This is a genomic window from Streptosporangium sp. NPDC023825, assembly GCF_040639575.1.
In the GTDB taxonomy this organism is placed as follows: domain Bacteria; phylum Actinomycetota; class Actinomycetes; order Streptosporangiales; family Streptosporangiaceae; genus Streptosporangium.
In genome coordinates this window covers 29,605-50,821 of the sequence record NZ_JBFAAE010000017.1, presented here as the reverse complement: position 1 = coordinate 50,821, position 21,217 = coordinate 29,605, and the positions used below count along the sequence as shown (strand labels likewise).

The 21,217-nt window shown below is 70.3% G+C and carries 17 protein-coding genes; 9 read left to right on the top strand and 8 right to left on the bottom strand.

Annotated features, from left to right (window positions below; translation table 11 throughout):
- Positions 1–21 precede the first annotated feature (21 nt).
- Together serC and AB0G15_RS17400 are read right to left on the bottom strand one after the other, a co-directional pair.
- On the bottom strand, positions 22–1,131 hold the full coding sequence (gene serC, locus AB0G15_RS17405; protein WP_362840438.1) for a phosphoserine transaminase: 1,110 nt from the start codon (positions 1,129–1,131) through the stop codon (positions 22–24).
- A gap of 201 nt (positions 1,132–1,332) precedes the next feature.
- Positions 1,333–2,439 (bottom strand): citrate synthase 2, encoded by a 1,107-nt coding sequence (locus AB0G15_RS17400; protein WP_362678323.1) that lies wholly within the window; start codon positions 2,437–2,439, stop codon positions 1,333–1,335.
- A 196-nt stretch (positions 2,440–2,635) separates the two neighbouring features.
- Here AB0G15_RS17400 and pdxH point away from each other — a divergent pair, with 196 nt between their 5' ends.
- The 5 genes from pdxH to AB0G15_RS17375 all read left to right on the top strand — a co-directional run bounded on the left by pdxH (position 2,636) and on the right by AB0G15_RS17375 (position 8,600).
- Complete coding sequence (gene pdxH, locus AB0G15_RS17395) at positions 2,636–3,262, top strand: pyridoxamine 5'-phosphate oxidase (RefSeq protein ID WP_362840633.1); 627 nt, start codon at positions 2,636–2,638, stop codon at positions 3,260–3,262.
- Between the two features lie 56 nt (positions 3,263–3,318).
- Positions 3,319–4,566: an MFS transporter gene (locus AB0G15_RS17390; protein ID WP_362840435.1), complete on the top strand. Its 1,248-nt coding sequence runs from the start codon at positions 3,319–3,321 to the stop codon at positions 4,564–4,566.
- A 159-nt stretch (positions 4,567–4,725) separates the two neighbouring features.
- Positions 4,726–5,430, top strand: coding sequence for a metal-dependent transcriptional regulator (locus AB0G15_RS17385; RefSeq protein WP_362840433.1), 705 nt, complete (start codon positions 4,726–4,728; stop codon positions 5,428–5,430).
- Positions 5,431–5,547: 117 nt separating this feature from the next.
- A complete protein-coding gene (locus tag AB0G15_RS17380; RefSeq protein WP_362840430.1) occupies positions 5,548–7,773 on the top strand; it encodes a SpoIIE family protein phosphatase in 2,226 nt (741 codons plus the stop codon).
- Positions 7,774–7,826: 53 nt separating this feature from the next.
- The gene (locus tag AB0G15_RS17375) at positions 7,827–8,600 is read left to right on the top strand and encodes an alpha/beta fold hydrolase (protein WP_362840427.1); all 774 of its coding nucleotides are present in this window, start codon (positions 7,827–7,829) and stop codon (positions 8,598–8,600) included.
- 25 nt (positions 8,601–8,625) lie between these two features.
- Here AB0G15_RS17375 and AB0G15_RS17370 read toward each other — a convergent pair whose 3' ends face one another.
- The gene (locus AB0G15_RS17370) at positions 8,626–8,787 is read right to left on the bottom strand and encodes a hypothetical protein (RefSeq protein WP_362840425.1); all 162 of its coding nucleotides are present in this window, start codon (positions 8,785–8,787) and stop codon (positions 8,626–8,628) included.
- Between the two features lie 347 nt (positions 8,788–9,134).
- Between AB0G15_RS17370 and AB0G15_RS17365 the strand changes: the two genes are divergently transcribed.
- Positions 9,135–9,428, top strand: coding sequence for a hypothetical protein (locus tag AB0G15_RS17365; protein ID WP_362840422.1), 294 nt, complete (start codon positions 9,135–9,137; stop codon positions 9,426–9,428).
- A gap of 157 nt (positions 9,429–9,585) precedes the next feature.
- On the opposite strand, the gene AB0G15_RS17360 is transcribed toward AB0G15_RS17365, so the two are convergent.
- Entirely contained in the window at positions 9,586–10,731 is a 1,146-nt protein-coding gene (locus AB0G15_RS17360; protein ID WP_362840419.1) for an acyl-CoA dehydrogenase family protein, read from the bottom strand.
- 377 nt (positions 10,732–11,108) lie between these two features.
- Here AB0G15_RS17360 and AB0G15_RS17355 point away from each other — a divergent pair, with 377 nt between their 5' ends.
- The 3 genes from AB0G15_RS17355 (at position 11,109) to AB0G15_RS17345 (ending at position 16,026) form a co-directional block, all read left to right on the top strand.
- Positions 11,109–12,452 (top strand): hypothetical protein, encoded by a 1,344-nt coding sequence (locus AB0G15_RS17355; RefSeq protein WP_362840416.1) that lies wholly within the window; start codon positions 11,109–11,111, stop codon positions 12,450–12,452.
- A 12-nt stretch (positions 12,453–12,464) separates the two neighbouring features.
- A complete protein-coding gene (locus AB0G15_RS17350) occupies positions 12,465–13,298 on the top strand; it encodes a class F sortase (RefSeq protein WP_362840413.1) in 834 nt (277 codons plus the stop codon).
- A 1,666-nt stretch (positions 13,299–14,964) separates the two neighbouring features.
- Positions 14,965–16,026, top strand: a complete 1,062-nt coding sequence (locus AB0G15_RS17345) for a glycerophosphodiester phosphodiesterase family protein (RefSeq protein WP_362840411.1) — start codon at positions 14,965–14,967, stop codon at positions 16,024–16,026.
- A gap of 175 nt (positions 16,027–16,201) precedes the next feature.
- Here the strand turns inward: AB0G15_RS17345 and AB0G15_RS17340 are convergent, their stop codons facing one another.
- The 4 genes from AB0G15_RS17340 to AB0G15_RS17325 form a co-directional block, all read right to left on the bottom strand.
- A complete protein-coding gene (locus AB0G15_RS17340; RefSeq protein WP_362840408.1) occupies positions 16,202–18,304 on the bottom strand; it encodes a xanthine dehydrogenase family protein molybdopterin-binding subunit in 2,103 nt (700 codons plus the stop codon).
- Positions 18,301–19,332 carry a xanthine dehydrogenase family protein subunit M gene (locus AB0G15_RS17335; protein WP_362840406.1) on the bottom strand — a complete coding sequence of 344 codons (1,032 nt, stop codon included), beginning with the start codon at positions 19,330–19,332 and terminating at the stop codon, positions 18,301–18,303. The genes AB0G15_RS17340 and AB0G15_RS17335 overlap by 4 nt, the downstream gene beginning before the upstream one ends.
- Positions 19,329–19,919, bottom strand: coding sequence for a 2Fe-2S iron-sulfur cluster-binding protein (locus AB0G15_RS17330; protein ID WP_362840403.1), 591 nt, complete (start codon positions 19,917–19,919; stop codon positions 19,329–19,331). Before AB0G15_RS17330 ends, AB0G15_RS17335 begins: the two co-directional genes overlap by 4 nt.
- A 205-nt stretch (positions 19,920–20,124) precedes the next feature.
- Positions 20,125–21,147 carry an ABC transporter permease gene (locus AB0G15_RS17325; protein ID WP_362840400.1) on the bottom strand — a complete coding sequence of 341 codons (1,023 nt, stop codon included), beginning with the start codon at positions 21,145–21,147 and terminating at the stop codon, positions 20,125–20,127.
- Positions 21,148–21,217 lie beyond the last annotated feature (70 nt).

The window sequence follows — 21,217 nt, the reverse complement described above, 5'->3', positions numbered from 1 at the left end:
CTCCCGGGCGGGAGCCGGGGACTACAGGCGCTCGACGACGTAGTCGACGCAGGTGGTCAGGGCCTCGACGTCGTCGGGGTCGATCGAGGGGAACATCGCGACGCGCAGCTGGTTGCGGCCGAGCTTGCGGTAGGGCTCGGTGTCGACGATGCCGTTGGCCCGCAGGACCTTGGCGATCGCGGAGGCGTCGACGCCGTCGGAGAAGTCGATCGTGCCGACCACGTTGGAGCGGAACTCCGGACCCGCGAACGGGGTGGTGTAGGAGGTCTTCTCCGCCCAGGTGTAGAGGCGCTGGGCCGAGTCGGCCGTGCGGGCGGTCGTCCAGGCCAGGCCGCCGTTGCCGTTCATCCACTCGATCTGCTCGGCGAGCAGGAAGAGCGTGGCGACCGACGGCGTGTTGTACGTCTGGTCCTTGGAGGAGTTGTCGATCGCCACCGGGAGGCTGAAGAACTCGGGGACGTAGCGCCCGCTCGCGGCGATCTCGTCGACCCTGGCCAGTGCGGCCGGGGACATCAGGGCGATCCAGAGGCCGCCGTCGGAGGCGAAGCTCTTCTGCGGCGCGAAGTAGTAGACGTCGAACTCGCTCGCCTCGACGGGCAGGCCGCCCGCTCCCGAGGTGGCGTCGACCAGCACGAGCGAGCCCTCCTCGCCCACGCGCCTGATCGGCATCGCGACGCCGGTCGAGGTCTCGTTGTGGGTGAGCGCGTAGACGTCGACGCCCTCCTCCAGCCGGGCCTCGGGGTGGCTGCCGACCTCCGACTTGATCACGGTCGGGTCGCCCAGCCACGGGGCCTTGGCCGCCACCGAGGCGAACTTGGAGGAGAACTCACCGAAGTGCAGGTGCTGGGACCGCTCGCGGATCAGCCCGAAGGCGGCGATGTCCCAGAACGCGGTAGTGCCGCCGTTGCCCAGGACGACCTCGTACCCCTCCGGAAGGGAGAACAGCTCGGAGAGCCCCGCGCGAACGCGCCCGACCAGCGACTTGACCGGCTTCTGGCGGTGAGAGGTGCCCAGGACACCGGATCCGGAGGCCGCGAGAGCCGACAGCTGCTCGGGGCGCACCTTCGAGGGCCCGCAGCCGAAACGGCCGTCGGCGGGCTTGATGTCAGAGGGAATCACGATGTCAGCCACCCGACCAGCCTACTGAGCCCGAGGATCGGACCAGGACGGGGTCCGGATTTTGAGACGAGCCGTGGGAGGGTTTTGGGCAGGGCTGGGTGATCGCGGGGCCGGGCGGTACGAGCCGGGCGGGACGGCCCGGGGGCGCGGAGGGCCGGAACCGGCGACGGCTGCCGCGCGAGACGCCGCGCGACAGCCGTACGGGAGGGGGACTCAGAAGGAGTGGACGACCTCGGCGGCTCCGGGGACGTCCTGGACCGAGCGCTGGGACGGACCCACGTAGTCGGCGCTGGGGCGGACAAGCCTGCCCGTGCGCTTCTGCTCCAGGATGTGGGCGGCCCAGCCCGCGGTGCGGGCGCAGGTGAACATCGAGGTGAACATGGACGAGGGAACCTTGGCGAAGTCCAGGATGACCGCGGCCCAGTACTCGACGTTGGTGGCGAGCACCCGGTCGGGCTTGCGGGCGTGGAGCTCCTCCAGCGCGGCCTTCTCCAGCGCCGCGGCGACCTCGTAACGCGGTGCGTCGAGTTCCTTGGCGGTGCGGCGGAGCACGCGTGCCCGGGGGTCCTCGGCACGGTAGACGCGGTGACCGAAGCCCATCAGGCGCTGGCCCTTGTCGAGCTCCGACTGGACGTACTTCTTGGCGTCGCCGACCTGCTCGACGCCCTCGATCATGTGCAGCACGCGCGCGGGCGCACCGCCGTGGAGCGGCCCCGACATGGCGCCGACCGCACCGCTCAGCGCCGCGGCGACATCGGCTCCGGTGGAGGCGATGACCCTGGCGGTGAAGGTGGAGGCGTTCATGCCGTGCTCGGCGGCGGACGTCCAGTAGGCGTCGATGGCCTTGACGTGCTTGGGGTCGGGGTCGCCCTGCCAGCGGATCATGAACCGCTCGACGATGCTCTCACCCTTGTCGACCTCGCTCTGGGGGACCATCGGCTTCCCCAGGCCACGCGAGGACTGCGCGACGAAACTCAGGGCGTTCACACTGGCCAGGGCCAGGTCGGCGCGGGCCTGCTCGTCGTCGATGTCGAGCAGGGGCTTGAAGCCGTACGCGGGGGCCAGCATGGCCACCGCGCTCTGCACGTCGACGCGGATGTCACCGGAATGGACGGGGACGGGGAAGGGCTCGGCCGGGGACAGACCCGGCTGGAACTCGTTGTCGACAAGCAGGCCCCACACGTGTCCGAAAGAGACGCGGCCGACCAGCTCTTCAATGTCGACGCCCCGGTAACGAAGGGCGCCCCCTTCTTTGTCCGGTTCCGCGATCTCCGTCTCGAAAGCTACAACGCCTTCGAGCCCGGGTTTGAAGTCGGACATTCTCGGCTGCCTCCCTTTCTTGAAGTCAAAGCCTTGATGTCGAGATACCGGCGGGTCATATTCAACCCCCTGGGCCGAGGCGGTGTGCCGCCGGACCCGCCGGAACGCGATCGCCCCAGGTGGGGGGCGCCGCGCGGGCTTCCTGCTCGGCACGGGAGAATACCTTCCCGTGGACGCCACATCGCGACCGCCTTCGATGGCGGGCCTTCGACGCACGTACCAGGGGCTGCCCCTGATCGAGGCAGACCTCGCCCCCGACCCCTTCTCGCAGTTCGCCCTCTGGTTCGGCGAGGCCGTGGACGCCGGGCTTCCCGAGCCGAACGCGACCGTGCTGGCGACCGCCTCGGCGGGTGGACGGCCGACGGCCAGGACCGTGCTGCTCAAGGGCTACGACGAGAACGGGTTCGTCTTCTACACCAACTACGAGTCGCGCAAGGGCCGGGACCTGGCGGAGAACCCGCGGGCGGCCCTGCTGTTCCCCTGGCACTCCATCCGCCGCCAGGTGCGGGTGGAGGGCACGGTGGTGCGGCTGCCGCGCGAGGAGTCGGCCGCCTACTTCAGGTCCCGGCCCTACGGGTCGCGGATCGGCGCGTGGGCGTCGCGGCAGTCGGCGGTCGTGCACTCCAGGGACGAGCTGGACGCCCGCTACGAGGAACTGGCGGAGCGCTGGCCCGAGGACCCGCCGATCCCCGATTTCTGGGGCGGGCTGCGCGTGGTGCCGTCGGAGGTGGAGTTCTGGCAGGGCCGCACCGACCGCATGCATGACCGCCTCCGTTACCGGCGCTCCGGCGCCACCTGGATCGTCGAACGCCTGGCCCCCTAGCACTCTGCCCGCTCTTTACTGATATATCCATGTATGTCAGGTAGAGAGGTAACGGGGTGGGTTTCGGGGACTTCGTCCGTAGGCACGCGGCTGATACGCGCCCCCTCGCCATACCCGCCTACCGGCGGCTCTGGGCAGGTCAGGGCGTGTCGTTCATCGGATTCCAGCTCACCTCGGTGGCCGTCAGCGCCCAGATCTACGAGATCACGAAGTCGTCCTTCTGGGTCGGCATGCTCGGCCCCGCCAACCTGATCCCCCTGGTCGTGTTCGGCCTGTGGGGAGGCGCGATCGCCGACGCGGTCGACCGCCGCAGGCTCCTCATGATCGGCGCGCTGATCGCCTGGTCGGGGACGCTCGCGCTCCTGGTCCAGGCCGCCCTGGGCTCGACCGGCGTCGGCCTGCTGCTGGCCACCGTGGCCGTGCACGCCACCGGGTTCGCCATCACCGGGCCGACCAGGGGCGCGATCATCCCCAGGCTGGTCCCCGCCGGCCTGGTCCCCGCGGCCAACACCCTCAACTTCCTGGTGGGCGGCCTCGGCACCGTCATCGGGCCCCTGGTCGGCGGGGTCGTACTCGCCCAGAGCGGTTTCGCCACCGCCTACCTGATCGACGCGCTGCTGTTCGGCGCCGGTTTCTACGCCGCGGTACGGCTGCCCAGGCTCGAACCGGTCGGCGAGGTGACCCGCCCGGGACTGCGTTCGGTGGTGGACGGCCTGCGCTACGTCTCCGGGCACCCGGTCGTGCTGATGTCGTTCGTCGTCGACCTGATCGCCATGGCGTTCGCGCTGCCCAGGGCGCTGTTCCCGGAGATCGTGGACGAGCGGTTCGGCGGTTCCCCGGTCGCGTTCGGCTGGCTGTCGGCCAGCATCGCCATCGGCTCGGTGCTCGGCGGCCTGCTGTCGGGCTGGGTGGGCCGGGTCCGGCGCCAGGGACTGGCGCTCACGTACGTGATCGCGGCGTGGGGGCTCACCGTCGCCGCGGCCGGGCTCGCCGAGCAGCTGTGGCTGATGGTCGCCCTGCTGGCGTTCGGCGGGGCCGCCGACCTGGTCTCCGCGGTGTGGCGGCAGACGATCCTGCAGACCCACGCGCCCGACGACATGCGCGGGAGGATGCAGGGGGTCTTCATGGTGGTCGTCGCGGGAGGCCCCAGGCTGGGGGACCTGCGGGCCGGGGGCACCGCCTCGTGGTTCGGCGCCACCTGGGCCTGGGTGGGCGGCGGGATCGCCTGCGCGGTGGCCGTGGTCGCGGTGGGACTGGCCGTTCCGGCCTTCAGAAAATATCGTCCGCTCACGCGTAGCGTTTGAGCAGCTAGGGAAGGATTTGGCGCCCTCCGGCGTTGCCGTCCTTTGTCATCGTGGGCTGTTCTCCCAATAGGGTCGTCTTCTCAAACTTCCGAGGTCCCGCGCCGCCCTCCCGGGAACACCGCGCGATGGACGTAGCATCGAGAGAGGACGGGAGGAACCTTGACCGCACACGGCCTGATCGACACAACGGAGATGTACCTTCGTACGATCTTCGAGCTGGAGGAGGAGGGCATCGTCCCCCTGCGCGCGCGCATCGCCGAACGCCTCCAGCAGAGCGGACCCACCGTCAGCCAGACGGTCGCCCGGATGGAGCGCGACGGCCTGGTACGCGTCGAGGGCGACCGCCACCTGACCATGACCGACCTGGGACGCACGCTCGCGACCCGCGTCATGCGCAAGCACCGTCTCGCCGAGTGCCTGCTCACCCAGGTCATCGGTCTGCCCTGGGAAGAGGTGCACATCGAGGCGTGCCGCTGGGAGCACGTCATGTCCGAATCCGTGGAGGCCAGGCTCGTCAGCCTGCTCAACAACCCCACCGAGGATCCGCACGGCAATCCGATACCCGGCCTCGACGAACTCGGCGTCGTCGGCGTTCCCGGTGGGAAGCCGGAGTCGCTGCCGTCGATGTCGGCGATGGCCGGACCCAGAGATATACCCGTTGTCGTGCGGCGAATTAGCGAACAAGTGCAAAGCGATCCGGCTGTGATGCTTAAACTCAAGCAAGTTGGGATACAACCCGGACGCGAGGTGACGCTCGCGGCGAGCGACGACGGTGTGCGGGTGACAGGTGACGACGAGGCGGACAATTTTCTTGCGGATCTCCCGCGAGAGATTGCCGCGCACGTTTTCGTCTCCACTCGCTGACCGAGGCCCCTTAGCTCGGTTGGATCCCGTTCGGGAGTCCCTCCGCTCCCAGGCCGAGACTGCAGGAGCAACCGTGGTTCGCTTTGCACACACCCGCCCCCGACGGGCGGTCACCGGATGAAGCGGTGGGGGGATGTTTCCCAGGACGCCGCTGATCACCTTACGGCCGGCTCCGTCCTGGATCACGCTGAGATGGCGGTGGTCGTCACCGACAGGTTCAGCAACCTTCTCTACTGGAACCCGTTCGCGGAAAGGCTGTTCGGGCGCCCCGGCACATCCGGGCCCCGCGACCAGTCCCTCTCCCTGGGCATCATGGAGAAGGACCACCCGCTCGCCGTCGAGCTCTCCAAGCACGTCCTCAAGGGCGGCGTCTGGGAGGGCACGTTCGACGTCAGGCGCGGGGACGGCACGATCATCTACGTACGGGCACAGGCCGTGCCGCTGCGGCATCCCTCGGGAGCGGTGACGGGCATCGTCATCACCGCCCGCGAGGCGATGCGCAGCAACGAGCGGGAGAAGGACCGCTTCGGTCTGCTGGAGCGGATCGGCGAGCGCCTCGCCGGATCGCTCTACGTGGAGGAGACGCTCAAGCGCGTCGCCGAGATGCTCGTCCCGCAGTTCGCCGACCACTGCTTCATCGAGCTGATGGAGGAGGGGCGGCTGACCCGCAGGGTCTCCACCCACGTCCAGGGCTGGAGCCCGCCGCCCAATACCTGGGCGCCGCTCGGGGCGGAGATCCGCTACCCGGTGGGGCACTACGCCGAGATCGCGCTGCGCCGCCAGGAGACGATCCTCGTCGAGGACTTCTCCCAGACCAACTACCCCAGCCCGGGTGAGGCCAACACCCGCCTGGCCGCCGAGATCGGCATGACCTCGGCCATCGTGGCGCCGCTGTGCGTGCGCGGCGAGACCCTCGGGCTGATGTACCTGGGGTTGTCCAACCTGACCGACCGGCGCAGCCCGCACTACGACGCCTTCGACCGCGACTTCGTGGGGGCCATCGCCACCCGGGTCGCGCTCGCCGTCGACAACGCCCTGCTGTTCGAGGAGGAGCGGCACACCGCCGAGTCCTTCCAGAAACACCTGCTGCCCCGCGCGCTGCCGCAGCTCGACGGGCTGGACATCGCGGTCCGCTACTACCCGGCCGCCCCCCTGGCCAGCCACGGACAGGGCATCCAGACCCAGGTCGGCGGTGACTGGTACGACGTCATCCCGCTGTCGGCGGGCCGGGTCGGCATCGTCATCGGCGACGTCGAGGGCAGGGGCGCCAAGGCCGCGGCGGTCATGGGGCAGCTGCGGGCGGCGCTGCGGGCCTTCGCCCAGGACGACAAGCCGCCCGCGGAGATCCTCGCCAGGCTCGACGAGTGGACACGCATCATCGCCACCCCCGAGCAGGACGAGAGCGGCACCGACATCAGCGTCCCGCCCATCGTCACCTGCCAGTACCTGGTGTACGACGCCTGGTCGCGGCAGCTGTCGTTCGCCAACGCCGGCCACGCGCCCCCCCTGCTGCTCATCGGCGACACCTGTACCGAGCTCGACATCCACGAGGTCGGCCAGCCGCTGGGGGTGCGGGCCAAGGGCATGCACGCCGACCTGGTCTACAAGGAGGAGACGCGGACGCTGCCCCCCGGGGCCGCGTTGCTCCTCTACACCGACGGGCTCGTCGATCGTCGCCCCATCCGCGACGCCGACGGCAGGCCGCCCAACGTCGAGGAGACGCTGGCGCAGCTCTGCGGCAAGCTCATCGAGATCAGCGACGCCTCCGTCGAGCGCCTCGCCGACGCCGCCACCGTCGCGGTGCCCGGCGAGATCGACGACGACATGGCCATCCTCGTGCTCAGGTCCGCCTCCGAGGACCTCGCCGTCGAGGAGCGCACCTTCCCCGCTCAGCCGATCATGGTCGGGGAGGCGCGCCGGATGGCGTCGGAGGCGTTCATCGGCTGGAACGTCCCCGAGGAGCGCGCCGAGCTCGCCTGCCTGCTGGTCTCCGAGGTCGTCACCAACGTCGTGCTGCACGCCGCCAGCGCCAGCATCCCGCGCAGGGAGCTGACGATGGACGGCCCTCCGCTGCCGTTCGACGAGTCCTGGGACGTCCCCGGTTTCGAAGACGAGATCGTCAACGAGAAGGAGTTCACGCTCAGGCTCCGCCGGGGCAAGGAGTCCGTCTGGGTCGAGGTCTTCGACCAGGATCTCCGGTTGCCGCGCATCCGCAGCGCGGGGGAGAACGACGAGGGCGGGCGGGGTCTCTACCTCGTCGACCAGCTCGCCAGGCGCTGGGGTTCCCGCCCCACCAAGGAGGGCAAGGCCGTCTGGTTCGAGATCCCCACCAGGTCGCGCTGAGCCGTCCGCGGCAGAGCTGGAACACCTCCCCGATCGGTGGTTGACTCGGGGGTATGGAGCTGGCGTTCGAACGGCGCGGGACGGGTTCCCCGCTGGTCCTGCTGCACGGTATCGGGCATCACTGGCAGGCATGGCTGCCAGTGCTCGACAGACTCGCCGCCGAGCGGGACGTGATCGCCGTCGACTTCCCCGGTTTCGGCGTCTCGCCGCCGCTGCCGCCCGGCACGCCGTACACGGCGGAAAGCCTGGCCGACGCGATCGAGTCCTTCCTCCAGGTGCTCGGCCTGCGCGACCCTCACGTGGCGGGCAGCTCCCTGGGCGGTTACGTCGCCCTCGAACTGGCCTCGCGCGGGGTGGTCCGCTCGGCCGCCGCGCTCTCTCCCGCCGGATTCTGGAACCGCAGCGAGCTCGCGTACACGCGAGCCGTCCTCCGCGCGATCAGGGTCTCCGCTCGCCGCCTTCCCCCCGGACGGGCCGCCGCCTTCGCGGAGGATCCGCTGGGCCGCATCCTCTGCGCCGGTGTCCTGGTCGCCCATCCGGTGAGGCTCACGCCCGAGGCGCTGCTCGCCGCCCTCCAGTCGCTCGGGGACTCCTCCGGCTTCGACGAGACCCTCGCCTCGTTCGCGGGGCTGATGCCTCCCGCGCCGCCGAAGGCGCCGGTCACGATCGCCTGGGGCGAGCACGACCGGCTGCTCCCGCGCCGGCAGGCCATCCGGGCGGCCAGGTGGTCGGGGCAGCGGGTGAAGCTGCTCAGGGGCTGCGGGCATCTGCCGATGACCGACGACCCGGAACTGGTCGCGAGCGTGCTGCTGGAGGCGTCCCGGTAGGGGCGCCGGGCCCGGCGGAAAGTGGTCAGCGGATGGTCTGTCCCCAGATGGCGAGCATCGCGATGACGAACACGACCATGACGCCGACGTAGGCGACCGGGCCGAGCCGGAGGGCGCGGCGCACCCGGTTCAGGCCCCAGGCGAACAGGAACGCCAGGAAGACCAGCAGAATCAGTCCGCTGTCCATCGTCACCACCTCGGGGAAGTCTCCGCTGACCAGTATGCGTCGGCGGAGCCGCCCGTGCGGCTGGTAAACGCGATCCCCAACCCATGGGATCGTTACCTCTCGTGAACAGAACATCGAAGGTAACGCGTGCCCTGCTGGTGGCAGCGCTGGCCGCAGGCCTCTCCGCATGTTCGGGCGGGAGCGCCGCGCCCGGGGCGTCCGGCGTGTCGGCGACCGCCACGGCCACCGTTACCGTGAGCGTCTCCCCGTCCCCCGCGGCCTCCGCCACTCCCTCTCTGTCCTCTACGCCCTCTCCGTCCGCTTCCGCGTCGGCGGACGACGCCGCCCTCGTCACGGCGTCACCGTCGGTGAGCCTCTCCGGGAGCCGGGACGTCGACGCCACGACAAGGGGGCAGATCGCCCTGCGCGGGGTGGACGGGATCACCGTGACCTCCGAGAGCGACCAGGAGGTGAAAGCCCTCCTGCTGCCGTACACGGTCGTGCGCGACGCGCGGGGGCTGGTCTGCAAGGAGGGGGAGGCCCCGTACAGCTGCTCGGTGGAGCAGTTGCAGAAGGCGATCGAGAAGCGCGGCGCCCTTTTCGCCAAGGTGACGATCAAGGACGGGGTGGCCGTGCAGATCGAGGACATCACCGAGGAGTGAGGGACCGGCCGATCTCGGAGGCCGGTCTCTGAGGGCCGTGTCAGGGACCGGTCTCTGAGAGCTGTGTCAGGGACCGGTCTCTGAGGGCCGTGTCAGGGACCGGTCTCTGAGGGCCGTGTCGGAGGCCGGTCTCGGAGGGCTGTGTCTGGGGCCGGTCTCAGAAGCCGAAGGAACGGCCGATGATCTCCTTCATGATCTCGGTGGTGCCGCCGTAGATGGTCTGGACGCGGCTGTCGACCCAGGCCTTGGCCACGGGGTACTCCATCATGTAGCCGTAGCCGCCGTGCAGCTGGAGGCAGCGGTCGATGACCTTGGTCTGCAGCTCCGTGGTCCACCACTTCGCCTTGGCGGCGTCCACGGCGGTGAGCTCCCCGGCGTTGAGGGCCAGGATGCACTTGTCCACGTAGAGGCGGGCGATGTCCACCTCGGTGTCCAGCTCGGCCAGCACGAACCGGGTGTTCTGGAAGCTGCCGATGTTCCGGCCGAAGGCGGTGCGGCTCCTGCAGTACTCGATGGTCGTCCGCAGGACCGTCTCCGCCGCCGCCACGGCCATCACCGCGATCGACAGGCGTTCCTGCGGCAGGTTGGCCATGAGCTGGAAGAAGCCCTGCCCCTCCTCGGGGCCCAGCAGGTTGACCGCGGGGACCCTGACGTTGTCGAAGAACAGCTCAGCCGTGTCCTGGGCGTGCATGCCGATCTTCTCCAGGTTGCGACCCCGGGTGAAGCCCTCCATGCCCCGTTCGACGACGAGCAGTGAGATCCCCCGGGCGCCCGCGGCCGGGTCGGTCTTCGCGACCGTGACGACCAGGTCGGAGTTGATGCCGTTGGTGATGAAGGTCTTCTGGCCGTTGACCACGTAGTGGTCGCCCTCGCGTACGGCGGTCGTCCTGATGCCCTGCAGGTCGCTGCCCGCGCCGGGCTCGCTCATCGCGACGGCCGTGATCAGCTCGCCGGAGGCGAACCCGGGCAGCCAGCGGGCTTTCTGCTCGTCGTCGGTGAGGTCCACGAAGTACGGCGCCATCACGTCGTTGTGCAGCGAGTAGCCCAGGCCGGTCGCGCCGATCGCCATGACCTCCTCGACGATCACGGCGTTGTAGCGGAAGTCCGTGATTCCGGCTCCACCGAATTCCTCGGGCACCCCGAAGCCGAACATCCCGATCTCTCCGGCCTTCTTCCACACCTCGCGGGGGACGATGCCGTCCTTCTCCCACTGGTCGTGGTGGGGGGCCACCTCGCGGGCCAAGAACTCGCGCACGGTCTCCCGGAAGAGCTGGTGCTCCTCCTCGAAGAGGTCTCGCTGCATGGTGTGCCTCCTAGGACTCGCGACGGTTCGTGACGGCTCGTGACACAGAATACGATTCTGTTACCAGCAGGTACACCCGGACCCGTCGCGTTCCCGCGACTTGCGGAGGTATGTGGAGGTAAATCCAGATCACAAGTGCGCCACGGTCTTCGGATCCACCCGCGATCTCGCTGCGGCGAAGATGGTGGAAACCGTACGATCTACCCTCGGTGTGCTATGGGTATGCCCGTTGACGGCAGCCTTCGTGATCGGAGTGTGTGGTGGTTCGGTGGCGATCTGGGCTCCGTAGGTCTCTCACGGTTTCGGCCCTGTGCCTTGTCGGCGGTGCGCTGGTCGCGCTGCCCACCGGTGCGTCCGGTGCCAGCAATGCCGAACTCGTGGTCGACTACAGCTGTACGGGCGGGATCGCCCTGGGAAGCAGCGTGGTGAACCTCCGGACCACGGTGTCGATTCCCACCACGCTCACGGTCGGGGAACCGCTCAGCATCGGCTGGGATCTCAAGTACAAGAACGGCGACCCGGCCAGGTTCGGCTCGCCGGGCTACTTCGGCCCCGGGGGCAAGGTTCTGGTCACCGGGAACGTGCAGGTCTCCGGAAGCTGGGTCGGCGTCCTCCAGCCGAAGGGCTCCGTCGACCAGCCGGGCAAGTTGCAGCCGGGAAAGATCCTGAAGCTTCCCGAGGGGATCTCCGACTCCGCGCACACCACCCAGGCGGGCACGCTCAAGGTCAGTCCCCGGAAGCTGTTCGTCGACTTCATGCCTCCGGCCGGTGAGGTCGTGGTCAACAACGACGAGAAAGACGACAACGGCAACCCTCGGGTGGGGTACCACGGGGCGGCCGACTGGTACGAGCTGAACGACCAGGCGCAGAGCATCGGCGACCACGGCCGTGACCTGCACCGCACGGACAGGGTGAACTCCTTCGCCACCTTCACGTTCACCGGCACCGGGATCGAGTACATCGCCCGGCGCAGCACGGAGGCGGGCAAGGTCGGCTTCCAGATCGACGATCAGGACGCCACGCCGTCCTTCGTCGACGCCTCGAAGAACCCCGACGGCACGCCGACGAACGCCGCGCACCAGGGCGGGCTCACGCTGTGGAGGTTCAACGACCTCAAGTACGGCAAGCACACCATCAAGGTCACGAACCTGGAGGCCGGGAAGTTCGCGCAGGTCGACGCCTTCCGAGTGATCACGAAGAACCTGGCGAACCCGCCGGCCGATTACCGGGCCACCTGCACGCTCGTCAGCGCGCCGGGCTCGGTGAACGTCACCATTTCCGAGCCGGGCGTATCTCCCTCGCCCAGCCCGACGATCACCGACACCCCGGACCCTTCCGTCACCCCCACGATCACCCCCACCGTCACTCCCAGCATCACCCCCACCCCCACCCCCACCCCCACCCCCACGCCGAGTTCGAACGGCAACCAGAACGGTGACCAGAACGGCGGGACGAACAGCACCACCAGAAGCACGACGACCTCGACGCCCAAACCGACCCTGACCGTGACCGCGACCGTCACCCCCACCAGGCCCACCCCCACCGCGCCGCAGGTGATCATCACGCCCAGCGGCGGGGCGCAGACCGGTGAGGCTCCTCAGGGAGGCTCCGGGCTGGGGCTTCTCGGCGCGGGCACGGCGATGGTGACGGGAAGCGCACTGGGTGGTGTGGTCTTGATGAGGCGGCGGGCGGCACACGCGCGCGGCCAGAGGGACAGCTGAAGGAGGCGCCGGATGTACCAAGGACCCGCACAGGGCGGTCCCGACCCCTACCAGGGCCGGGGCCCGGCTCCCAAGCCCAAGGGGAGCATGCTGATGGCCGGGCTCCTCGTGGCCGGGTCGCTCGGCGGGGTGGCCGCGATCATGGCGGGTCTGCTCGCGTACCTGACTCCGGCGCTGGAGGAGGAGCCGTACGGCCCGCCCGTGCCGCAGGCGGCGGACAGCAACATCCAGATCCAGGAGGTCCCGGCCGCCGGCCGGCAGCCGGCGGGAGTGACGCCGTCCTCGGTGGGGCCGGGCGGGCTCGACGCTCCTCTGACGGCCGCCGCGCCCACGGCGGCGCCGCCGCTGCCGGTGGTCATGCCTCCGGAGCCGTTGAAGAGCGACGGCGTGAAGCCCCGGCGGCTGGCCATCCCGAAGATCGGCGTCCTGGCCCCGCTGATGGCGCTCAGCGTCGACTCCAAGCGGGAGATCCAGACGCCTCCGCTGAGCAGGCCCAACCAGGCGGGCTGGTACAAGCACGGCCCGATCCCCGGGCAGCAGGGGCCCTCGGTGGTGCTCGGGCACGTGAACACCAAGAAGGGCGCTGCCGTCTTCAGCCGGCTGAAGGAGGTCAAGCGCGGGGACAAGATCAAGGTCTCCCGGTCCGACGGAAGCCTCGCGGAGTTCACGGTCGACGGGGTGGAACAGGTCAGCAAGGCGGCCTTCCCGTCGAAGCGGGTCTACGGCAACACCGGTGAGGCGACCCTGCGGCTGATCACCTGCGGTGGTGTCTACAACAGCAGGACCGGTCACTACACCGACAACATCATCGTCTACGCGACCCTGTCGAAGACCCGCCGCGCCTGACCGCGCCGTACCGCCCGGCCCGCGAGCCGGGCGCGGTGTGCCGCACCTCCCGAACCGGGCGTCGCCCCCTCCCGAGCCGGGCGCGGTGCTCGCCGAACCGGCAGGTCACGGCCCCTTCGCCGCCCGCCGCTGATCGTTAGCCTGCCCGGCAATCCGGGTAGGGAGTCGTACAACAGGAGACAACCCCCCGAATGATCAGAAGGCGGGGGTGTGCCCAGGTGAGCATCGTGCGGGCCGGGGTCGTAGCCGTACTCATAGGGGTGGCCGCCCTCGGCGCGGTCCAGCACTCGAAGTCGGGGAACGAGCGATCCACGGGCTGGGGTGCCAAGCGTCCCGCGCACTCGACGCCGAAGCACGCCGGGGGCTGGACGACCAAGAACTGGGGCAACGGGGGACGGACGGCCGAGCGATCGAGGACGAGCATCGAGCGCAAGGGAAACTGGGGTTTCGGGCGGCCGAGACATTCGGACGGCGGGCGGCATCGGGCCAGGGCGGCCGGGCGGTGGGACGCGGGGCGGGGACGCCACGGCGACCGCGGGTTCGGACGGCGGGATCCGGAGGGCGAACGCGGAGAGAGATGGGGGTTCGGGCGCCACAGGGACCGGGACGTCGAGCGGCCGGGCTCGGAGGCCGGGAGCGGCGACGGCTGGGGCCGTGAGCGGCCAAAGGACCCGCTGTTCGAGCGGTACGGGGGCGACCGGTCGGGAGAGCGCGGTGGCGGGTGGGAGCCCGGGCGTCCGAGGGACCGGGGGTTCGGACGGCCGGAGGCGCCGGGCTTCGGACGCTATGAGGAGTACGGATCCGGGCGGCGCGGTCCGGGCGGTGAACGCGGCGAGGGGCCGGGGTCCGGGCACAGGGACCGGGAGTTCGGACGGAGAGGTCCGGATGCCGGATGGCGCGGAGGCCACGGGTTCGGACGGCACGGGTCTGACGCCCGGCGCCACCGGGACCGGGAGTTCGCGCGGCCGGCGTGGGCCAGGCAGGGCGAGCGGCGCCATCGTCACAGGTACGGATACCGGCGGGGCCACCGGCACGGAAACGGCTGGTCGGGCGAGGGACGGGGCGGGCGCGGGCGGTGATGCGGGGACACCCGCCCGTCGCCGGGAGCCGGTACGGTGCCCGTTCGGCGGTGGGGGCGGGTGGAGGGCCGGTTCGCCCTCCGCGCTTGGGACCTGTGAGCTTTTGGGGCCTGTGAGCCGCCGGATCGCCGCCTGAGGCCGATGCGGGGGTGTGAGGCCGAGGCCGGGTCCGGAAACAGGGGCGCGTGGCCGGCTGTTGACCCGGGTTTCCCCTTCCCGCACCGAGGAGTGAGTGATCGATCGCTCACTCTTTTTTTGTGGCCGACAATACCGGGACACACCTAGGGAAATGCCCCAGGAGACGGTCATGTGGTCTTATCTCAGTCAGAATCGCTTCTGATCGTTAATCGCATGTCCGGTCCGGGTATAGCCGTTATGCGAATGTGTCTCCCCCGCTGAACCGGAGCGAGGGGTGTACACAGGTGAGCAAGGCGCGGGCCGGTGTGCTGGCCGTATTCATAGGGATCGCCGCGATCGGTGCTCTCCACCACGCCGATTCGACGGGTACGCGATCCGCGAGCCCCGCGGACGAACGATCCGGTGCCTCGACGGCCGGGCGGCCCGCGACCTCCGCGGACGGACGCTCCGTGAGTTCCTCGGCCGGGCGGCCCGCGAACCCGGAGGCCAGGCATTTCGGCCGCCACGAGGTCGCGCCGATCGTCATCGCCCACCGCGGCGCCAGCGCGTTCCGTCCCGAGCACACGCTTCTCGCGTACACGGTCGCGATCTCGATGGGCACCGACTACATCGAGCCCGATCTCGTCTCGACCAAGGACCACGTGCTGGTCGCCCGGCACGAGAACGAACTCTCGGCGACCACCGACATCGCCAGGCACCCCGAGTTCGCCGACCGCAGGACGTCCAAGGTCATCAACGGCATGCGGCACACCGGCTGGTTCACCGAGGACTTCACCCTGGAGGAACTGCGCACCCTCCGCGCCAGGGAGCGCTTCCCCAAGGAGCGGCGGGACAACACCGCCTACGACGGGACAGAGCGCATCCCGACGCTCGACGAGGTGGTCCAGCTCGCGCAGAAGCACGGGGTGGGCGTCTACGCCGAGACCAAGTTCCCCACCTACTTCGCCTCGATCGGGCTGCCGCTCGAGGAGCCGTTGCTGGAGACCTTCGCGCGGTACGGCTGGGACGACGAGCGGGACCCGGCCTTCATCCAGTCCTTCGAGACCGGGAACCTCAAGAGGTTGCGTCCCCTCACGCGGCTGCGGCTCATCCAGTTCGTCGGCGCGACCGGCGCCCCGTACGACCTCGCGAGCACCGGCGACCCGCTCACCTATGACGACATGGTCACCCCGGAGGGGCTGCGGGAGGTCGCCGAGTACGCCGACGGCATCGGGGTGGTCACCAAGCGGATCGGTCCCGGCGATCCCGGAGGTCTCGACGGCAGGCCGGTGTCGCCTGTCGCGCTCGTCAGGAACGCCCAGCAGCAAGGGCTCCTGGTCCACGCCACGACGGTTCGCAAGCTCGCCGCGCGGCTCCGGGCGGAGCTCAGGGGCGACACCTCAGGCGGGCGCGCCACCGAAGAGGTGAAGAGGTGGCTGAAGCGCCTGTGCAGGCTCAACGTGGACGGGGTGATCGCCGACGACCCCGGCCTGGCTCGCGCCGTACGGGACCAGCTGCGCACCAGAGGCTGAGACGCGCCGGAGAGGCCGGGACGCGCCGGGTCTGATCGGTCGACGTGCCCCCCTCAATGACGCGCCCCTCGCAAGCTCAATGATGCGCCCCTCGCAAGATGATGCGCCCCTCGCAAGCTCAATGACGCGCCCCTCGCAAGCCTCAATGAGGCGCCCCCTCAAGAACGCGCCCCCGTCATCCGGTGCGCATGGCCGCCCGTACCCGCTCAAGGGTGATCGGCAGGTCCCGCTGCCGGAAGCCGGTGGCGTGGAAGACGGCGTTGGCGATCGCCGCGGCGGTGCCGACGATCCCTATCTCGCCGATGCCCTTGGCACCGACCGGGTTGAGCTCGTCGTCCTGCTCGTCGATCCAGTGGGCCTCGATCCCGCGGACGTCGGCGTTCGACGCGATGTGGTACCCGGCCAGGTCGTGGTTGACGAAGTCGCCGAACCGGGGGTCCAGCTCCAGAGCCTCGTGCAGGGCCATGGAGATTCCCATCGTCATGCCCCCGAGGAACTGCGAGCGCGCCGTCCTGGCATTGATGATCCGGCCGCACGCGAAGACCCCGAGCAGCCGCTCGACACGGACCTGCCCGCTGTCGAGGTTCACTCTGACCTCGGCGAACTGCGCCCCGAAGGAGTGGCGTGCGAAACGCTTCCACGCGGCGAGATCCTCGGCGGTGTCCGCCCGTGCCCCCAGGCCGTCCGGGGGGACCACGCCGGACCGCTCGTCGAGATCCTTGACCAGCGCCCGGCAGGCCTTGCTCACCGCCCAGCTCCAGGAGGAGGTGCCCATGGACCCTCCGGCGAGTGCCGCGGGGCCGAAGACGCTGCGGCCCACCCTGACCGTGACCCGGTCCATCGGCACGCCGAGTTCGTCGGCGGCGACCTGGGTGAGCGCGGTGCGGGCGCCGGTGCCGATGTCGACCGCGGCGATCTCGACCACGAACCTGCCCGTGGGCTCGGCGTAGGCGGCCGCGGTGGACGCCCTGGTGTAGACGGGGTAGGTCGACGCCGCGACACCGGTCCCGACGAGCCACCGGCCGTCCTCTCGGACGCCCGGCGTGGGGTCGCGGTCCGCCCAGCCGAAGTGTGCCGCCCCCTCACGCAGGCAGGCGATCAGGTTGCGGCTGCTGAACGGGAGTCCCGACTCGGGATCGACCGAGGGCTCGTTGACGATCCGCAGCTGGACGGGGTCCATCCCGAGGGCGTACGCCAGCTCGTCCATCGCCGACTCCAGGGCGAACATCCCCGGAGCCTCGCCGGGAGCGCGCATCCACGAGGGGCTCGGCACGTCCAGCCGCAGGAGCCGGTGGACGGTGTGGCTGTTGGGCGTCGCGTACATGACGCGGCTGGGCGAGACCGTCTGCTCGGTGAACTCGACGAGCTTCGAGCTCTGCTGGAGCGCGTCGTGCCACACCGCGGTCAGCCTGCCGTCGCGCTCGGCCCCCAGGCGTACGCGCTGCACGGTGGGCGTCCGGTAGCTGACGAGCGGGAACATCTGCTGCCGGGTCATCGCCACCTTGACCGGTCGCCTGACGGCGCGGGCGGCCAGCGCCGCCAGCACGGTCGGCGGGCGGATCGCCCCCTTCGACCCGAAACCGCCGCCGACGTGGTCCGCGACGACGCTCACCGCGCTCTCGGGAAGGCCGAACAGCCGGGCGACCGCGGCCGCCGACATCCACGGGGCCTGGTCGGAGTTGTAGAGCGTCAGGGTCTCGCCCTCCCAGAACGCGATCGTGGCGTGCGGCTCCATCGGGGTGGCGTGCTCGGCCGGGGTCGTGTAGGCGGCGTCCACGCCGACCGGCGCCGCCGCCAGGGCGCGCTCGGCGTCACCCCACTCGACCGTCCCCGCCAAACCCGCGTTGACCCTCGTAGGAGAGGAGATCCGCGGGCTGCCGGGATCCAGCACGACCTCGTGGTCCTCCTCCTGGTAGTCCACGCGCACGGCCGACGCCGCCTCGCGGGCCCCCTCCAGGGTGTTCGCGACCACGGCCGCGACGATCTGCCCCCGGTAGGCGACGTCGGCCGACTGCAGGACGGCCAGTTCGGCGTCCTGCACGGGACGCAGCCGGGAGACGTTGCCGCTGTCCAGCACGGCGATCACCCCCGGCAGGGCCAGCGCGGCGGCGCCGTCGACGGAGCGCACCCGCCCCCGGACGATCGTGGACTGCACCGGCCAGGCGTAGAGGGCGTCCGGTACGGGGTACTCGTACGCGTAGCGGGCCACGCCGGTGACCTTGTCGCGTCCCTCGATCCTGACCGGTGCCCCGCCCACCACCTTGTCGAGAGTGGTCATCCCCGCTCCTCCCGAGTGAAGCCGTTCCCCGTGGACCCCGCCGGTTCCGTGAGATCGCGGACGCTCGCCGCGATCAGGTCGCCGGCCAGTCCGATCTTGAACTCGTTCCGCGGGAGGGGGCGCGCCGCCACGAATTCCGCGTCCGCGGCCGCCAGCAGCAGCGTCCTGGTCGGCCGGTGGCCGGTCAGCATCCCCTCTGCCTCCCGGGCCCGCCACGGCACGGGGGCCACCCCGCCCAGCGCCAGCCGGATCTCCCGCAGCGAACCGTCGGCCTCCGTCGCGACCACAGCCGCGACCGAGACCACCGCGAACGCGTAGGACCAGCGGTCGCGGACCTTGCGGTACAGCATCGCGGCGCCGTCCGGGGGCGGGGGCAGCTCGATCCCGGTGATCAGGTCACCGGGCTCCAGCACCGTCTCCCGGTCCGGGGTGTCGCCGGGCAGCAGGTAGAAGCGGGAGAGCGGGACCGCCCGCTCGTCGCCTCCCGCGAGCCTGATGTGCACCACGGCGTCGAGGGCGGCCATCGCCACCGCCATGTCGGAGGGGTTGGTGGCCACGCACGCGGCGGAGGTGCCGATCACCCCCAGGTCGCGGTGGTCGCCGCCGATCGCCGAGCAGCCGGTACCCGGCTCGCGCTTGTTGCACGGCTTGGTGACGTCCTGGAAGTACGGGCAGCGCGTGCGTTGCAGCAGGTTTCCGCCGGTGGTGGCCATCGATCGCAACTGCCCGGAGGCCCCGGCCAGCACCGCCTGGGAGAGCGCGGGAAAACGTTCCCTGATGCCCCGGTCGCCGGACAGATCGCTGTTGCGCACCATCGCGCCGATGAGCACGCCGCCGTCGGCCCGGTGCTCGATCCGGTCGTACGGCAGCCGGGTGATGTCCACCAGCGTCGCCGGCCCGACCACGCCGAGCTTCATCAGGTCCACGAGGTTGGTGCCGCCGGCCAGGAACATCGTGTCGGTGCCGTCGAGGACGGCGGTGGCGGCGGCGCCGGGGTCGGTGGCGCGCTCGTAGGTGAAGGGCCTCATCGCGCGCCACCGGGATTCCAGCCGGAGAGAACCGGGTCCGGGCTCCCCCCGCCGGCCGCGTCGAGGACGGCTTCGACGATTCCGGCGTACGCCCCGCAGCGGCAGAGGTTGCCGCTCATCCGTTCGCGGACCTCCTCGGCGTCCAGGGCGCCGCTGGAGGCGACGCCCGCGGCGACGTCCTCGGTGACATGGCTCGGCCAGCCCCGTTCCGCCTCGTCGAGCGCGCCGATGGCCGAGCAGATCTGGCCCGGTGTGCAGTAGCCGCACTGGAAACCGTCGTGATCGAGGAACGCCCGCTGGACGGGGTGCAGATCGTTCGTGCCGGCCAGGCCGGCCACCCCCTCGATGGTGACGATCTCCTGTCCGGCGGCCATGACCGCGAGCGTCAGGCAACTGTTCACCCGGCGGCCGTCCAGCAGGACCGTGCACGCCCCGCACTGCCCGTGGTCGCATCCCTTCTTCGTCCCGGTCAGCCCGAGATGCTCCCGTAACGCGTCCAGGAGGGTCACCCGGTTGTCCAGGGAGACGGAATGGTCGGCACCGTTGATGCGCAGCGTGATATCGCTGCTGAACGCTTCGACTGCCATGCGTTTATCCTGTCAATTCCCCAACAATGAGGGGATTTCTGATTAATCTGAAAATACAAAAGAAGCGGCAATCGTGAGGCTTTGAGAATCACGGGGGAGCCAAGGGGCCACCAAGACCGGTGACACTCCGGCCCGGTACCGACCGGCGGCCGGGGCGCGGCCGGAGCCCCGCTCCGCCCCCGGCCGGCGCGGCCGTCCGGCCGCGTCAGCCCGGTCGCCTGCCGGCGGCCATCGCCGACACGGCGGCCCCGCGCCGCTGGAACCGCTGGCGGCCCTGGTCCAGCATCACGACGAGAACGAGCACGGTTCCCTTGATGACGATCTGCCAGAACTCCGACACGCCCATGAGCATCAGGCTCTCGGCGAGGAGACCGACGGCGCAGGCCCCGATGAGAGCGCCCCGCACCGTGCCGAGCCCCCCGCCCAGCGCGGCGCCGCCGAGGATCACCGCGATGATCGCGTTGAGCTCGTACATCTCACCGGCCAGCGGCGTCGCCGAGGTCAGCTCCGAGGCGATGACGAGACCCGCGAGCGCGGCGCAGGCACCGGAGATCACGTACACGGCCGTCTTGACGCGGTCGATCGGGACCCCGGAGAGCTCCGCGGCCCGCTCGTTGCCGCCCACGGCGTACAGCCACCGTCCGAACGGCGTCCTGGTGAGCACCAGCGTGACGGCGACGGCGAGGAGGATCGCGATCCAGATCGCCACCGGGAGGCCGAGCGGGCGCCCGTTGCCGAGGACCTCGAAGCCGGTGTTGCCCAGCTCGGGGTTGCCTCCCAGATTGGGATAGGTCGAGCCGCCGGAGATCAGCAGCGCGATTCCCCGCGCCACGTACAGCATGCCGAACGTCGCGATGAAAGGCGGCACCTTGAACCGGGTGATGACGATGCCGTTCACCAGGCCGACGAGCATGCCGACCGCGACGCAGAGCACGATCACGCCCCACACGGGCGGGTAGGCGACGGCGTCGGCGAACCCGAGGCCGAGTCCTTCGAGCAACTCGCCGGCGACGACACCGGAGAGCCCGGCGATCGAGCCGACCGACAGATCGATGCCGCCCTTGATGACGACCAGCAGCACGCCGATTGCGATCACCGCGTTGATCGCGATGTGCTTGGCCACCATGACGAGGGTCGGTACGGACAGGAACGTGTCCGACAGCAGGCCGAAGGTCACGATCATCGCCGCGAGCGCGATGGGCGCCCGCAGCTCGAACAGGCCGTTCACCAGGGAGAGGCGGCGGGCCTCGGCTGTGACCTTCCCCGGCGGTGAGTGGCCCGGCGGCGCCGGTGCGGGG